Origin of the sequence: Otariodibacter oris (assembly GCF_009684715.1) — a bacterium.
Classification (GTDB): Bacteria; Pseudomonadota; Gammaproteobacteria; order Enterobacterales; family Pasteurellaceae; genus Otariodibacter; species Otariodibacter oris.
Genome location: NZ_CP016604.1, coordinates 1,568,262 through 1,583,402, shown reverse-complemented (window position 1 = coordinate 1,583,402; position 15,141 = coordinate 1,568,262). Strand labels below are relative to the sequence as shown.

Sequence of the window (15,141 nt, the reverse complement as noted above, 5' to 3'; positions counted from 1 at the left end):
TGTAGCGGAAATAGGGAAAATTGTGTAGTTCCGTATGTTTAGCTAAAAAGATGGTAAGCGGTAAGATAACAAAAGGATTTTGTAATTCTTTAGTATTATCTTACCGCTTCATTTTTTATTTATGGGTTAATCAATTATCGAAATAATTGTCTACTAGAACCAGTTACATTAATTTTTTTAAATTGGCTGATTGTGACTAGAATAAGTATGATCAAGTAAATTGAAAATACCACAATAAGCCATTGTGGCATACTTAAACCAAATAATTGCCAATTAATTGCACTACAATCACCATTGGGTTCAAATATTGCAGGGAACCATTTATCTAATGGTAATGTTTCAGGAAATTCGACAAATGGTGAACATTGATTCCATGGAGCAGGATTAAGTTGATAATCAGTATGTTGAATAGCAAGCAGTAACCCCTTTGTTGCACTAAATAAACCAATAGCTAATGCAATCCAACGTAGTGTAGCGAATTTAGGTGCAATAATAGCTATGAGAGACGAAATTAATACACCAAGTAAAGCTACTCGTTCATAAATACACATCACACAGGGATCTAATCCCATTCCATGTTGAAAATAGAGCGCTGTTAACTCTAAAATTAAGCTACTTGCAAAAAGCAAGGCCCAGGCTCCTCTTCTTATAGAAAGTCTTTTAAGATAGCTAAACATAAAATTCCTATTTTAGTGAGTTATTAACCAACCCCAATTTAACAAAATTTTTGTGAGTGAAGGTAATAAAAATTCCATAGATAAAAAACCAGATATTGAGAGAACAATAGTATATGGTAATGCCATATAAACCATTCTACCATAAGATAATTGAATTAATGGCGCAAATGATGATGTTAATAAGAATAAAAAGGCCGCTTGTCCATTTGGTGTTGCAACAGAAGGTAAGTTTGTTCCTGTGTTAATTGCAACAGCAATGAGATCAAATTGTTCACGACTAATAATATTAGAGGTTAATGCTGTTTTAGCTTCATTGATATAAACAGTACCTACAAATACATTATCAGATATCATTGATAATAATCCATTAAATACATAAAACCATGCTAATTGAACGTCCTCTTCAGTAGATAAAACAAACTGAATAATTGGATCAAAAAGTTTTAGATCAACAATTACAGCTACAATTGAGAAAAAGACAACAAGTAATGCGGTAAAAGGTAATGATTCTTGGAATGATTTACCCAAAGCATGTTCATCAGTGATACCACAGAACGCTGTACAGATAATAATGATAGTTAAGCCAATAATACCAACATCAGCCAAATGCAATGCTAATCCAATAATTAACCAGATACCGGCTAAAGCCTGAATCAGAAGTTTTAAACGATCTTGGCGAGTCATTTTTTGTTCTCTTTGAATACTGTATTTGGTGAGAACAATCCATACTTTGCGAGGTAGTTCATCGCCATATCCAAACAGTTTATATTTTTCTAACAGATAACAAGTTGCAATACCACAAATAAAAACGACAATGCTAACAGGTGCTACACGTAAGAAAAATTCACTAAAACTCCATTGAGCTTGTGCTGCAATAATTAAGTTTTGAGGTTCACCTACCATAGTCATAACACCTCCTAATGCACTTCCTATACCTGAATGCATGAGTAAACTACGTAGGAATCCTCGGAATTGCTCTAAGATTTTTTTATGTTTTGTGATTTTATCATCATTAGTGATATCTGTAGAATCCTCAAAACTATTGCCTGAAGCAACTTTATGGTAAACTCCATAAAATCCTACCCCCACACTCATAATTACTGCAATTACAGTTAATGCATCTAAAAATGCAGAGAGAAAGGCCGCACTTAAGCAAAATGCAAGAGATAACACTCTTTTAGAATGAATAGAAATAATTAGCTTGGTAAAAAGATAAAGTAATAACTGTTTCATAAAATAAATACCAGCCACCATAAACATTAGAAGTAGAACAACATCAAAGTTTGCCATAACTTCTAGTTTAATATGATGCGGGGATGTCATTCCTATCACAACAGATTCTATTGCTAAGAGACCACCAGGTTGCAATGGATAGCATTTTAAGGCCATGGCTAGTGTTAAAATGAATTCTCCAACTAACAACCAACCTGCAATAAAAGGACTAATAAGGAAGTAAACAATGGGATTTATAATCAAAAACGCTATAATGGCAATTTTGTACCATTCTGGTGCTTGACCAAGGAAATTTTTAAAAAATGCATCAATATTCTTCATAAGATACTCAATTGAATTAAAAATACGAGAATTGTAATATACTTTTTGCCTAACTGTAATATATGATATTACTAATTAATGGATTAAAGTTTGATTTTAAACACTAAGTTGTACATTTTTTGTGGGGATTTCTTGGATATTTATTTTTTTTATTGGGATTTTAACTATGAATAAGTCAGGTATATTAAAAGCACAAAGCCCAGCAGCATTAGCTGAAGAATATATAGTTAAAAGTATTTGGAATAATCATTTTGCTATTGGCTCAGAGTTACCAGCGGAAAGGGAGTTAGCTGATATTATTGGTGTAACTCGTACGACATTAAGGGAGGTTTTACAAAGGTTATCTCGTGATGGTTGGTTGAGTATTCAACATGGCAAGGCCACTCGTGTAAATAATATTTGGGAAACTGCTGGACCTAGAATAATTGAGACTTTAATTAGATTGGATACTTCTATTATTCCTATGGTTATTACGAATGTTGTTTCTTTGCGTACTAGAATGGCGGAATATTACATTCCTGAAGCTATAAAATTAGATTCCAAAGCATCATTATTGATATTTGATGGTTTGAAGGATTTAGAGGATACAGCCGAATCATTTGCAAAGTTTGATTATAATTTATATCGAAGATTTACTTTTATAGCAGATAAACCTGTTTATGGGCTAATTCTAAATAGCTTTAAAGATTTATATCATCAAGTTGCATCATTGTTTTTCTCAGATCCAGCTGCGAGAAAATTGACTTTAGATTTTTATCGTGCACTTCAAAGTGCTAGTCAAATAGGAGATTATGAGAGAGCAAGCGAATGTATGATAAATAATAGATACAATAGTACGAAAATTTGGACACAAATGCTGAGTAATTTACCGAGCGATTTTATGGAATAACAGTATGGTAAGAAGATAGAACCTATATAGTAAATATCAACCATACTATTACATAAATTATGGCATTAATTTTGCCTTACGTGTACATCAGAAGAGGTGATTGGACGATATGATATATTCTCGTATGAAAAGGTACACTACCTTAGGTATGGAATATCTAAGGTAGTGTATAAACTAATTTCATTATTTGTAATTTGATATCCTTAGTTCAGAACCTCAAGCTGATTTATAAAATCTTCATTTAACTCAACTTTAGCTCTTTCTCTTAAATCCTTTAATAAATCACTATATAATACTTCGCTATTAGCTTGGGTCATTTGGCTAGAAATTATATTATATTCATCAGGTTGCCCATCTGTAACTTTATCTAATGCAATAATGACTATGTCCCCATTTGCATTTTTTGCTGAGGCATATTGTGGTTTATTTGATGGTTTTGGCATAGCAAAAATTGTATCCATCAGATCTCTTTGTGTTAAATCACGTTGACCAAATACGAATTCTTGAGGTTGATCAAAAGCAACACCTGTTTCATTTCCTGCAATAAGTGATTTGATTGTCTCTTCACTTTTAGCTTGAAGTAATTTTTCTGACTTTTCTTTTTTAACTGCCAATGTTATTTCGTCTTTAGCTTCTTCAAATGTTTTCACTGTTTGAGGTTGATATTGGCTTACTCTCACAAAAATAGTTTTTGCTAACGTACCTTCAGTAATATCAATTGGGTCAGAATTTTGACCATTTTGCTTAAATTGCTCATCAAACAGAATCTTAACAATTTTTTCATTATTTAATATTTCAGGGATATTATGGCGATTAAATAATTCAGTATGTTGAAGTGTTTTCCCAGAAACTTCTGCAACACTATCAAGTGAACCATTGCTTTCAAAGGCGGTATTTGCCATTTCACGTGTAACATTAGAATATTCTGTGGCGACTAACTCTCTTTTGATAATATCAGCAATTTGATCTTTAACTTGCTCAAGAGGAATTTCCTTGTTCTCTCTACGATCGATTAATTTGATGATATGAAAAGCGTTATCTACTTTAACTGGCTGGCTAACTTGTCCAACACTTAATGTTGCAACGGCATCATCAAATGCTTTAGGGAACATGCCTTCTCTTGCCCAACCTAAATCACCACCTTGAGTAGCGGATAGTGTATCCATAGATTTTGATTTCGCTAACTCCGCAAAATCCTCGCCATTTTTGAGTTGTTGTCCAATATCATTAGCAGTTGCTTCATCGGCAACTTGTATATGTGCGATATGAGATTCGCCTCTCGTTACATATTGAGATTTATTGGTTTGATAGTAGGTATCAATCTGTTCATCCGTAATTTGAATTTTGCTAGAAAGATCTTCAGGCGTGACTGAAACATACTCTACTGCAATTTCTTCAGGATTAATTAACAGTGCTTTATTTGCATCATAATATGCTTGTAACTCTTCTGGAGAAACTGTCTGATTTTCCATTTCTTTTTCAACAGAATAAGTCGCTAAGCGAACATTACGTTTTTGTAACAATAGTTTCCCAAGTAACTCTTGTTGTACTGGTACATCGAATAAGCTGTTCACAATGCCTTCTTGTATTTGTGAAAATAACATTCCACGATATACAATCCCAGCATATTGGTCTGCACTAATACCATTATTTGTTAATAGCAGTTGATAAAGTCCATTATCAAACTTACCATCTTTTTGGAAATTAGGATTACGAACAATCTCTAACTTAATTTGGTCTGCACTAATGCCCAATTTGAGAGATTGTGCATATTGAGATAGCAGTTCATCATTGATCAATTCGTTCATGATAGATTCATGAAATTGTTGAGCATATTCTGGGTTATCCATAAGATCCCAAAATGTTTCACCTAGTTGTTCATTTAAAACGGATTGTTGACGACCTTTGGCTAAATTAAAATCTTGCTGAGAGATTTCTTCACCATTTACTTTAACAGCAGAAGTATCTACAGCTAAGAATCCACCACCAATTCCACCAAGTACAAATGAAATAGATACAAGTGCAAAAATAACTTTAAACGCAAAGCTATTCGATTTTTCATGCATTTTTTCAATCATTATAATTATCCTAATACTAAAAAAATTAGATTGATTATACTGAAAAGCTAACAATTCTCAATGTTGAATTATGGGTAAAAATAATAAAATTAAGGCGCTTTTAAGTGCTATAACTGTAGTATTAGCATGTAGAGGGCAATAACTAATAAAATTCCGCCAAGACATTTCCGGGTTAATTCAGGAGTAAGCGCTCCTTTCAGTCTCATTGAAGCAAAACTTGTGACAAATGAACTTGCAATAACTATCCCTGCAATAGAAAAGTTAACATAACCAATTTGCCATGAGTTTTCTAAGTAAGTAGAAGGGACTCTTGTTAAATAACCATATAAGCTACCAAGTCCTCCAATTACCATCATATAATTTGTATAGACTGCAATTTGGGTAGGTTTAACACTGTGAAGTTGGCCTACTAATGGAGCAAGTACTGAACCTCCTCCAATGCCTGTCATTCCTGCAACTCCACCACCTAATCCACAAAGGATAATTCCTTTATAGTTCTCTTTGGTTACAGAATAATCAGACGTATCATCTGTTCGTTTATAAAAGAAAAAACTTCGAGCTGCGAGTATTAATAGCGTGATGATAAATACACTAATAATAATGGTATTAGATAAATAAAAGCTGCTCTCAAAACCAATTTGTACTCCAATTAACATACCAATTGACCAGAGAAACATAGATTTATAACTGATAGATATTTTGCGTTTATAAAAATAGCTTAAATTAATTAAAGATGTTCCAATAACAATCGTCAGAGATGTAGCTGAAACCATTTGGAATGGTAAATCTGGGAAAAGAGTACGTAGTACAGGCACCATTAATACTCCGCCACCAATGCCAAACAGAGCAGACATGATGTTAGCTAACACGCCACAAATGATCAATATGCAAATAATCAATAAAGACATTGTTCTTCCTCATTTTTCCTCAGTTATTTTTCCTCATTATCTAATAAAATTTTGACCAGATTTTATGATCATCCTCATATTCGAAAAAATTTTTCAATATGTGATCAAGATCACTTATCAGCTATGATTATTATCATATTGATAATTTTATAATCATATTATTCTAATTAGCGTCTAATTTTGTGTACTAATACAAAGTTTAGAATAACTATCTAAGGTTAGATAGTCGTATCAGTTATTCTAAGAGCATATTTGGAGGCTATATGTTTTTAACCATAGTCAGCTTTTTGGTTGTCACTTTAGCAGTGGCACTTATTTCTTGGTATAAAACCAAAAATGATGATTTAACTACTTCTAAAGGTTACTTCCTTGCGGGAAGAGGATTGAGTGCGGTAGTGATTGGATGTTCAATGGTATTGACTTCATTATCCACTGAACAACTTATTGGGGTAAATGCGAATTCCTACGCAGGGAATTTCTCTATTATTGCTTGGACAGTTCAAGCGGTTGTTCCTCTCTGTTTCTTAGCACTTTATTTACTGCCAAAATATATTCGTAACGGATATACCACAATTCCAGAATTTTTTGAAAACCGATTTGACAGACAAACTCGTTTGATTATGTCAGCATTATTCTTGGTTTTTTATCTTTTCATTGTTATTCCAACTGCTCTTTATACTGGAGCAATTGCATTTAACTCTGTATTTAATCTAGAAACTATTTTCGGGTTAAGTTACGGCGAATCAATTACTTATACAGTAATTGTAATTGGTATTGTTGGGGCTATTTACGCTATCTTTGGTGGGTTAAAAGCCGTTGCAGTATCAGATACACTTAATGCCTTTATCTTAGTAATCGGTGCATTGCTTGTGCCTATCTTTGCTTTGATATATCTTGGTGATGGTAGCTTTATGGAAGGTATCAAAGTCATTGGCACAACTCATGTGGAAAAATTCAATGCGATTGGTAGTGCAACAGATGCTGTGCCTTGGCCAGCAATGTTTACTGGTATTTTAGTTGTAAACTTCTTCTATTGGACAACTAACCAAGCTATCGTACAACGTGCATTAGGTGCGAGAGACTTAAAAGCAGGTCAAAAAGGGATCTTAATTGCGGCATTATTCCTTCTCTTATTACCTATTATTTTAAACTTACCGGGTTTACTCAGTTTCCATATCCTTGGAGAAGGATTAAAACCAATTGATGTATCTTATCCTGAATTAGTTAATCGTGTGTTACCAACAGCTTTACAAGGTTTCTTCGTGGCTGCATTGTTTGGTGCGATTTTAAGTACATTTAACTCATTCTTAAATTCATCAGCAACTATTTTCTGTAAAGACTTATTACCATCTATTAGCCATAAGTCATACACTGAACAAGAAGTGATTGTACTTGCTAAAAAAGTATCAGCAGTCATGGCGATTGTTACCATGATTATGGGACCATTACTTATGTTTGGTACAGATGGTATTTTCTTGTTAACTAAACGTTTTGCTGGTTTCGTTAATATTCCTATCGTTGCTCTTTTTGCAGTCGGCTTATTTAATAAAACAGTATCAGGCTTAGCAGCTAGAATCGCGTTGTTACTTCACGTTATTCTTTACTTCTCAATCGTATGGGTATTTGATGTTCAAGTAAACTTCGTCTATGTTATGGCGTCATTGTTTGTCTTTGATGTTGTGTTAATGCTTGTGTTAGGTACATTCTTAAGACGTACACCATACGAAGAAGATACATCAAATCATGCAAATGTAGATTTATCTAATTGGGAATATGCAAACGTAACTGTTGCATCACTTGTCTTAGGATTAATTAGTGTGTACGCCTTACTTTCTCCATTAGGTTTAGCTTCAGAAACAGGTAGTCCTTTAATGGTTATAGGCGCATATGTTATATTGCAAATTATTATTCTCGTGGTGTTTGGTAGAAAAAATAAGGCGTAATTAATGAACAATGTTATTTACATATTATTAGATCAAGTTAGAAAGGACATGCTGGGTTCTTATGGGCATGAAATTGTTAAAACTCCAAATTTAGACAGATTAGCTAAAGATGGTATCCGTTTTAATAATGCCTTTACTCCAGCATCCGTCTGTGGACCTGCTAGAACCTCTCTTTTCACTGGATTAATGCCGTCATCGCACGGCATTATCAAGAATGGTGAAAAAGGAGGAACTGGTGAAATTAGTCCATCCTTGCCGAATATTGGTCATATTGATGGCTATAACAGCTATGTAGTTGGTAAATGGCACGTTGGGACAAAATCCGTGCCGGAAGATTATGATATCAAAGGTCATAATTTTGATGGTTACGGTTACCCTGGTAGTCGTGTCTATAAAAATTTAGTCTTCGATCAAGGTCCAACTCATTCTAATCGCTATAAAGAATGGTTAGAAGAAAAGGGCTATGAAGCACCGACAGTTAGCCGAGCTTATTTTGGTGAGAACCCACATTTAAGAGTACAAGAGTTGTGTGGTTTATTATCTGGGACGAAAGAAGAAACGATAGAATATTTCATCATTGATGAAACGAAACGTTATATCAAAGAATCCCTAGATGAAGGTAAACCATTCTTTGCTTGGGTTAATTTCTGGGGACCTCACACACCATGTGTCATTCCTGAGCCATACTATTCAATGTATGATCCAAAGGATATCGTATTAGACGAAAGTTTCTTCAAACCGTTAGAAGGGAAACCAGGTCACTATCGTACAATCTCTAAAATGTGGGGAATGTGGGAAGCGAGCGAAGAACGTTGGAGAGAAGTGATCTCTAAATTCTGGGGATACATTACTCTAATTGATGATGCTATTGGCGATCTCTTTAAGTATTTAGAAGACAACAATCTATACGATAATACCTTTATTGTCGCTACTGCTGACCATGGTGATGCTATGGGTGCTCACAAAATGATTGAGAAAGGTGAATTCATGTTTGAATCAACCTATAACATTCCATTAATTATCAAGGATCCTCAATCATCTCGTGAAAATCAAGTTGATGATAATTTAGTTTATTTACATGATTTAACTTCGACCGTATTTGATATCGCAGGTCAAAAAGTACCAGAAAGTTTCCAAGGTGAAACATTGTTACCTATCACTCGTCAAAGCCAAAATAATGGACGTAAAGGTTTACTTGGTCAATTAGCAGGACACTTTGTTTATTTTGAACAAAGAATGTGGCGTAGAAAGGATTATAAATTGGTATTCAATGCGACTGATTTGTGTGAATTATATGATATTCGCAAAGATCCGGGAGAAATGCATAATCTATTCTATGATGATGCTTATCGTGATATCAAAAAAGAAATGTTAGAAGAAATGCGTGTAGAAATGAAACGATTAAACGATCCATTAGAAAACTGGGTTTATCGAATCATTGATGAAATTTAACTTTTAGCATTTTTCGTATATCAATTTGTATAATTAAATACGAGAATTTCTAGTTTAAGGCAATGCCATCTGAGCTAGATTTTCTCGTATTTTTATTTTAAAAAAAGGAAGTTTTTTAGGCGCAGAGCGAGTAGTATTGATCAACTAAAACTTTACATTCTACTCATCACATATAAGTAATATTATGAATTTGATATCCAATAATCCAATCTATTATGACTACTACACCTCGCCAATAGGCAAATTATTAATAGCCGTTGAAAATAATGCGCTGATTTTTATTAATTTTGAAAAAGAGCAGGTAATGGATTTACCTGATCATTTTCAACAAGCGCATATTGATCACTCAGAAAGTTGGTCTATTTTTTGTAAAACAAGGGAAATATTAGACCGCTATTTCAGTGGAGAACTCATTGAGTTTTCTCAATTAGATTTTATTCAACCGAAAGGCACAGTATTTCAGCGATCTGTTTGGAAAGTGCTTACGCAAATTCCTTATGGTAAAACCACATCTTATGGCGAAATTGCAAAGCAACTAGGTAATCCTAATGCGGTAAGAGCAGTTGGTGGTGCCGTTGGACGAAATCCGATCTCTATTTTAATCCCTTGTCACCGAGTATTAGGGAAAGATCAATCGCTGACTGGATTTGGCGGAGGATTACCCACAAAACGTTATCTTCTCAATTTAGAAAATATAGCGTATAAAGATAAAGGAACAGAATTTGTAAAACCTAAATTTACAAAATGGCGAGGATAAAAACTGCAGAACTTTGCTAGAATCTAACCGCTTACACACAATAATTACGAGGGGATAACAATGGAAAAACAGAAAAAATTAGCAACACAATTAATCTCGGCAGGCAGAAAAAAGACTTACACTAAAGGTGCCGTTAATCCAGTTATCCAACGAGCATCGTCTCTTGTTTTTGATTCGGTTGCAGACAAAAAAGATGCTACACGTAATCGCTATAAAGGGGCATTATTCTATGGACGTCGAGGCACGCTTACTCATTTTGCCCTGCAAGATGCGATGTGTGAACTTGAAGGAGGCGATGGTTGCTATTTATATCCTTGCGGTGCTGCTGCGGTAACAAATAGTATTTTTGCCTTTGTGGAACAAAGTGATCATGTGTTGATGACAGGTGCAGCCTACGAACCCACACAAGAGTTTTGTGATGTTATTTTAAAGAAAATGGGGGTGGAAACCACCTACTATGACCCATTGATTGGTGAACAAATAGCGAAACTGGTACAACCCAATACCAAAGTTTTATTTTTAGAAGCACCAAGCTCACTCACAATGGAAGTGCCTGATGTGCCATTGATTGTGAAAACGGTGAGAGCGATTAACCCTGACATTGTAATTATGATTGATAATACTTGGTCAGCGGGCGTACTTTTCCCTGCATTACAGTATGGTGTTGATATTTCAATTCAAGCAGGGACGAAATACTTAGTTGGACATTCTGATGCGATGATTGGTACAGCTGTCGCAAATAAACGTTGTTGGGATCAATTAAGAGAACATTCTTATTTAATGGGGCAAATGGCGGATGCGGACTCTGCCTATATGGCATCAAGAGGGCTTCGTACACTGGGTATTCGCCTTAAACAGCATCAAGAAAGCAGTATTGCTGTGGCAAATTGGCTAACAACTCGCCCCGAAGTCAAAGCTGTTTATCATCCTGCTTTGCCAAGTTGTCCTGGACATAATGAATTTAACCGCGATTTTTTAGGTACAAGCGGTCTGTTTTCATTTGAACTTTGCAAAACTTTATCGGATCAAGAGTTAGCTACTTTCTTAGATCACTTTGAGTTATTTTCTATGGCATATTCTTGGGGTGGTTATGAATCACTTATTTTGACAAACCAACCAAGAGAAATAGAACGTATTCGCCCTGCGATCACTCGCAAATTAACAGGGACTTTAGTTCGCGTTCACATTGGCTTAGAAAATGTGGAAGATCTTATTGAAGATTTATCCAAAGGGTTTGCGCGAATTAAGTGGTAAAAAAATCAAAGGGATCTGACCGCTTGTTTAATGTTATAGGCGATTTCGCTATAATTACGCTTTCAAAAATTTAAGGAAAAACCATGTTTGAAATTAATCCAATAAAAACACAATTAGCCGATATGGCAGAGCGTACCCGAGTACTTAGGGGGTATCTTTGACTTTGATCTCAAAGTAGAACGCTTAGAAGAAGTCAATGCAGAATTAGAACAGCCAGAAGTATGGAATGATCCTGAAAAGGCACAAGCACTGGGTAAAGAGCGTGTTTCTCTTGAAATGGTTGTTGATACTATTCGAGATCTTGAACAAGGTGTTGAAGATGTCGAAGGTTTAATTGAATTAGCTGTTGAAGCTGAAGATAAAGAAACCTTTAATGAAGCTCAACAAGAAGCGGATGAATTAGAAGAAAAATTAGCAAAACTTGAATTTCGTAGAATGTTTAGCGGACCAAATGATTCTGCTGATTGCTATGTTGACTTACAATCTGGTTCAGGCGGAACGGAAGCACAAGATTGGACAGAAATGTTACTTCGTATGTATCTCCGTTGGGCTGAAAGCAAAGGATTTAAAACTGAGTTAATGGAAGTGTCAGATGGTGAAGTCGCAGGGATTAAATCCGCTACAATCAAAGTATCTGGTGATCATGCTTTTGGATGGTTACGTACAGAAACAGGGATTCATCGTTTAGTGCGTAAAAGCCCATTTGATTCAAATAACCGTCGCCATACGTCTTTTAGTGCAGCTTTCGTCTATCCTGAAATTGAAGACGATATTGATATTGAAATCAATCCCGCCGATTTACGTATTGATGTTTATCGCGCATCAGGTGCGGGTGGACAGCACGTTAATAAAACAGAATCTGCGGTACGTATTACCCATATTCCAACAGGGATTGTCGTGCAATGTCAAAATGACCGTTCTCAACACAAGAATAAAGATCAATGTATGAAACAGTTGAGAGCTAAGTTGTATGAACTAGAAATGATGAAGAAAAATGCCGATAAACAAGCTTTAGAAGAAACTAAATCTGATATTGGTTGGGGCAGTCAAATCCGTTCTTATGTATTGGATGATTCACGAATCAAAGATTTACGCACAGGCGTGGAAAATCGTAATACCCAAGCAGTCTTAGATGGCGATCTTGATCGATTCATTGAAGCAAGTTTAAAAGCGGGACTATAAAATCTTAGACTTTACTTTTGGGAAACAAAATGAGTTGAGCAAAGAATAATAAAAGCAGAGGAGTAATATGATGAATAAAGTTAAATTTTCAGATTATTTAATTCAACAAGCGGAACCTTATTGGCAACAAGCAACGGATCATGGATTTATTCGAGATATGGTTGATGGGACTTTAGATAAAAAGGTTTTTGCGAATTATTTAGTGCAGGATTATGCCTTTGTTCGTGTCTTTGCTGACTTAATTGCCTATGCAATTGCTTATTCCAAAACATTAGAACAAAAGCACCGCTTATCCACTTTTTTAAGTATGATCACAAGTGCGGAAGACGATTATTTTATTCGTTCTTTTGAAGCGTTAGGGGTTGAGCCGAGTCACTATCTCGATCCAAATCTAGCCGTATTCCCTTCAATTCAAGGTTTCCACGATGAAATTAAAAAAGCGATAGATTCAGGTGCAGAGGTCGGTTATGCAAATTGCATGACGATTATTACCTGTGCTGAAGCAGTTTACTGCCATTGGGGTGTGAAATATCGTGAGAAGTCACCAGAGGCTTTTTACTTTAATGAATGGATAACGTTACATAATAATGACTATTTTCAGTCGTTAGTCGCATGGCTAAAATCAGAAATGGACCAACTAGGCGAAGATCAGAAGGTAGATCGAGAACAACTTAGTGCCTTATTTACCAAAATATGTCAATTAGAATCTCAATTCTTCGATGAAAGTTATTTGTGATTTTTTCTCATAAAGCATAAGGCGATTATTTCTACAATAGTCGCCTTTGTTGTTATAATGGCTAATCAATGTTATCAGCCATTATTGGCAAAGCCTTAAAGCCCTTTTTTGATCCAATATTGGTAAGGCTTGCTATCGGTTTCACTTTTAAGTAGTTGATGATCCATAAATTGACAAAAACTTGGAATATCACGTGTGGTAGCTGGGTCATCAGCAATAATATGTAATATCTCACCATCTTGCATACTACGAATAGTTTTGCGAGTGAGCATAACAGGTTCTGGGCAACGTAGCCCGAGAGTATCTAAAGTTTGATTGGTTGTGAGTTCGCTCATAAAATACCATTAAATTAAAATTAGGAAATAACATGAAAGTATTGTTTTCACAGCATATTGCACGTTTACAAAGCATTGTACAGCACGCATTGGAAGTTTCTCGTTTAGATGGATTATGGATTCATGCAGGATCGGCTAAAAAAAACTTTTTAGATGATCAATACGCACCTTTCAAAATCAATCCACATTTTAACTATTTTTTCCCTGATCCTTCCGCTGAACATAGCTGGCTATTTTTAGATGGTCAAAATAAGCCTAAAATTTATTTTTACGCTCCTGAAGACTATTGGCACGTTATGCCAAATCCGCCTCGTTCTGCTTTTTTCGCCGATGAATTTGAGTGGCAAATTCTGACTGATCAGCAACAGATTACCCAATACATTCAACAGCCACAGCATTGTGCTTTTATTGGGGAAGATGAATCTCTTGCTCAATCACTTGGTTTTACTGAAATTAACAGTAAAAAGGTACTCAATGTACTGCATTTTGAGCGTTCAATCAAAAGCGAATTTGAAATTGAGTGTATCTATCAAGCACAATTAAGTGCATTAAAAGGGCATCAAGTGGCTAAAGACGCTTTCTTTGCAGGCAAGACAGAATTTGAAATTAATCTTGCTTACTTAGCGGCAACACAACAGTCTGACAACAACGTCCCTTACGGCAATATCATTGCGATTAATCAAAACAGTGCTGTGTTGCATTATACCCAATTAGATTTTAAACACCCTGATATACGTCAAAGTTTCTTGATTGATGCGGGGACTACTTGTTTAGGCTATGCCTCTGATATTACTCGTACCTATGCTTTCGATCAGCAAAGTGAGTTTGCAGAGCTAGTTAATCAAATGGATCAATTTAAGTTAGATATCATTGATCAACTTCAAGTAGGATTTAATTATTTGAGTTATCATACCCAAATGCACCAATGGATCTCACAAATGATTCATCAGTTTGAATTAGTGAAATTACCCGCTGAACAAATTTTTGAAGAAGGGATTAGCCGAATTTTCTTACCTCACGGCTTAGGGCATCAATTGGGGTTACAAGTACACGATGTGGCAGGTTTTCAGCAAAATCATCGTGGTACACATAAAGCGCCACCAGAGATTTATCCAAGTTTGCGTTGTACGAGAGAATTAATCGAAGGAATGGTAGTAACTATCGAACCGGGTTTTTATTTTGTGGATATGTTACTTGCCCCTTGGAAAAATCATCCGCTTTCTCGTTTCTTCAATTGGGATAAAATCAATCAGTTGAAATCTTTTGGTGGTATTCGTTCAGAAGATAATATTGTGATGACCTCTTCTGGAGCAGTCAACTTAACAGCTAAAGCAGAAAAAGCATTAGGGCTTAAATTGAAATAATTATTGAAATAA

At 35.2% G+C, this 15,141-nt stretch carries 13 protein-coding genes; 8 read left to right on the top strand and 5 right to left on the bottom strand.

Annotation, left to right across the window (positions count from 1 at the left end; translation table 11 throughout):
• Window positions 1–134: 134 nt before the first annotated feature.
• The gene (gene dsbB, locus A6A10_RS07300) at window positions 135–677 is read right to left on the bottom strand and encodes a disulfide bond formation protein DsbB (protein WP_121122566.1); all 543 of its coding nucleotides are present in this window, start codon (window positions 675–677) and stop codon (window positions 135–137) included.
• A 12-nt stretch (window positions 678–689) separates the two neighbouring features.
• Entirely contained in the window at window positions 690–2,231 is a 1,542-nt protein-coding gene (nhaB, locus tag A6A10_RS07295) for a sodium/proton antiporter NhaB (RefSeq protein WP_121122563.1), read from the bottom strand.
• A 166-nt stretch (window positions 2,232–2,397) separates the two neighbouring features.
• On the opposite strand from nhaB, the gene fadR reads away from it, so the two are divergent.
• On the top strand, window positions 2,398–3,120 hold the full coding sequence (gene fadR, locus A6A10_RS07290; RefSeq protein WP_121122561.1) for a fatty acid metabolism transcriptional regulator FadR: 723 nt from the start codon (window positions 2,398–2,400) through the stop codon (window positions 3,118–3,120).
• 203 nt (window positions 3,121–3,323) lie between these two features.
• On the opposite strand, the gene A6A10_RS07285 is transcribed toward fadR, so the two are convergent.
• Complete coding sequence (locus tag A6A10_RS07285; protein ID WP_121122559.1) at window positions 3,324–5,198, bottom strand: SurA N-terminal domain-containing protein; 1,875 nt, start codon at window positions 5,196–5,198, stop codon at window positions 3,324–3,326.
• Between the two features lie 107 nt (window positions 5,199–5,305).
• Window positions 5,306–6,106, bottom strand: a complete 801-nt coding sequence (locus A6A10_RS07280; protein WP_121122557.1) for a sulfite exporter TauE/SafE family protein — start codon at window positions 6,104–6,106, stop codon at window positions 5,306–5,308.
• A 263-nt stretch (window positions 6,107–6,369) separates the two neighbouring features.
• Between A6A10_RS07280 and A6A10_RS07275 the strand changes: the two genes are divergently transcribed.
• From A6A10_RS07275 to A6A10_RS07250, 6 genes are all read left to right on the top strand, one after another.
• On the top strand, window positions 6,370–8,049 hold the full coding sequence (locus tag A6A10_RS07275) for a solute:sodium symporter family transporter (protein WP_121122555.1): 1,680 nt from the start codon (window positions 6,370–6,372) through the stop codon (window positions 8,047–8,049).
• A gap of 3 nt (window positions 8,050–8,052) precedes the next feature.
• Window positions 8,053–9,501 carry a sulfatase family protein gene (locus tag A6A10_RS07270; protein WP_121122553.1) on the top strand — a complete coding sequence of 483 codons (1,449 nt, stop codon included), beginning with the start codon at window positions 8,053–8,055 and terminating at the stop codon, window positions 9,499–9,501.
• A 184-nt stretch (window positions 9,502–9,685) separates the two neighbouring features.
• On the top strand, window positions 9,686–10,258 hold the full coding sequence (locus A6A10_RS07265) for a methylated-DNA--[protein]-cysteine S-methyltransferase (protein ID WP_121122551.1): 573 nt from the start codon (window positions 9,686–9,688) through the stop codon (window positions 10,256–10,258).
• A gap of 60 nt (window positions 10,259–10,318) precedes the next feature.
• Complete coding sequence (gene metC / locus A6A10_RS07260; protein ID WP_121122549.1) at window positions 10,319–11,512, top strand: cystathionine beta-lyase; 1,194 nt, start codon at window positions 10,319–10,321, stop codon at window positions 11,510–11,512.
• Between the two features lie 83 nt (window positions 11,513–11,595).
• A protein-coding gene (prfB, locus tag A6A10_RS07255) for a peptide chain release factor 2 (protein ID WP_121122547.1) occupies window positions 11,596–12,694 on the top strand; the annotation gives its coding sequence in 2 pieces (ribosomal slippage) (window positions 11,596–11,670 and window positions 11,672–12,694; 1,098 coding nt in all).
• Window positions 12,695–12,761: 67 nt separating this feature from the next.
• The gene (locus A6A10_RS07250; RefSeq protein ID WP_121122545.1) at window positions 12,762–13,430 is read left to right on the top strand and encodes a TenA family protein; all 669 of its coding nucleotides are present in this window, start codon (window positions 12,762–12,764) and stop codon (window positions 13,428–13,430) included.
• Between the two features lie 95 nt (window positions 13,431–13,525).
• Here A6A10_RS07250 and tusA read toward each other — a convergent pair whose 3' ends face one another.
• Complete coding sequence (gene tusA / locus A6A10_RS07245) at window positions 13,526–13,765, bottom strand: sulfurtransferase TusA (protein WP_121122543.1); 240 nt, start codon at window positions 13,763–13,765, stop codon at window positions 13,526–13,528.
• A 32-nt stretch (window positions 13,766–13,797) separates the two neighbouring features.
• Here tusA and pepQ point away from each other — a divergent pair, with 32 nt between their 5' ends.
• The gene (gene pepQ / locus A6A10_RS07240; RefSeq protein WP_121122541.1) at window positions 13,798–15,129 is read left to right on the top strand and encodes a Xaa-Pro dipeptidase; all 1,332 of its coding nucleotides are present in this window, start codon (window positions 13,798–13,800) and stop codon (window positions 15,127–15,129) included.
• Window positions 15,130–15,141: the final 12 nt, after the last annotated feature.

Bases quoted from the DNA above. Each gene is read 5' to 3' on its own strand.
- dsbB (WP_121122566.1), bottom strand. From the start codon at position 677: ATGTTTAGCTATCTTAAAAGACTTTCTATAAGAAGAGGAGCCTGGGCC.
- nhaB (WP_121122563.1), bottom strand. From the start codon at position 2,231: ATGAAGAATATTGATGCATTTTTTAAAAATTTCCTTGGTCAAGCACCA.
- fadR (WP_121122561.1), top strand. From the start codon at position 2,398: ATGAATAAGTCAGGTATATTAAAAGCACAAAGCCCAGCAGCATTAGCT.
- A6A10_RS07285 (WP_121122559.1), bottom strand. From the start codon at position 5,198: ATGATTGAAAAAATGCATGAAAAATCGAATAGCTTTGCGTTTAAAGTT.
- A6A10_RS07280 (WP_121122557.1), bottom strand. From the start codon at position 6,106: ATGTCTTTATTGATTATTTGCATATTGATCATTTGTGGCGTGTTAGCT.
- A6A10_RS07275 (WP_121122555.1), top strand. From the start codon at position 6,370: ATGTTTTTAACCATAGTCAGCTTTTTGGTTGTCACTTTAGCAGTGGCA.
- A6A10_RS07270 (WP_121122553.1), top strand. From the start codon at position 8,053: ATGAACAATGTTATTTACATATTATTAGATCAAGTTAGAAAGGACATG.
- A6A10_RS07265 (WP_121122551.1), top strand. From the start codon at position 9,686: ATGAATTTGATATCCAATAATCCAATCTATTATGACTACTACACCTCG.
- metC (WP_121122549.1), top strand. From the start codon at position 10,319: ATGGAAAAACAGAAAAAATTAGCAACACAATTAATCTCGGCAGGCAGA.
- A6A10_RS07250 (WP_121122545.1), top strand. From the start codon at position 12,762: ATGATGAATAAAGTTAAATTTTCAGATTATTTAATTCAACAAGCGGAA.
- tusA (WP_121122543.1), bottom strand. From the start codon at position 13,765: ATGAGCGAACTCACAACCAATCAAACTTTAGATACTCTCGGGCTACGT.
- pepQ (WP_121122541.1), top strand. From the start codon at position 13,798: ATGAAAGTATTGTTTTCACAGCATATTGCACGTTTACAAAGCATTGTA.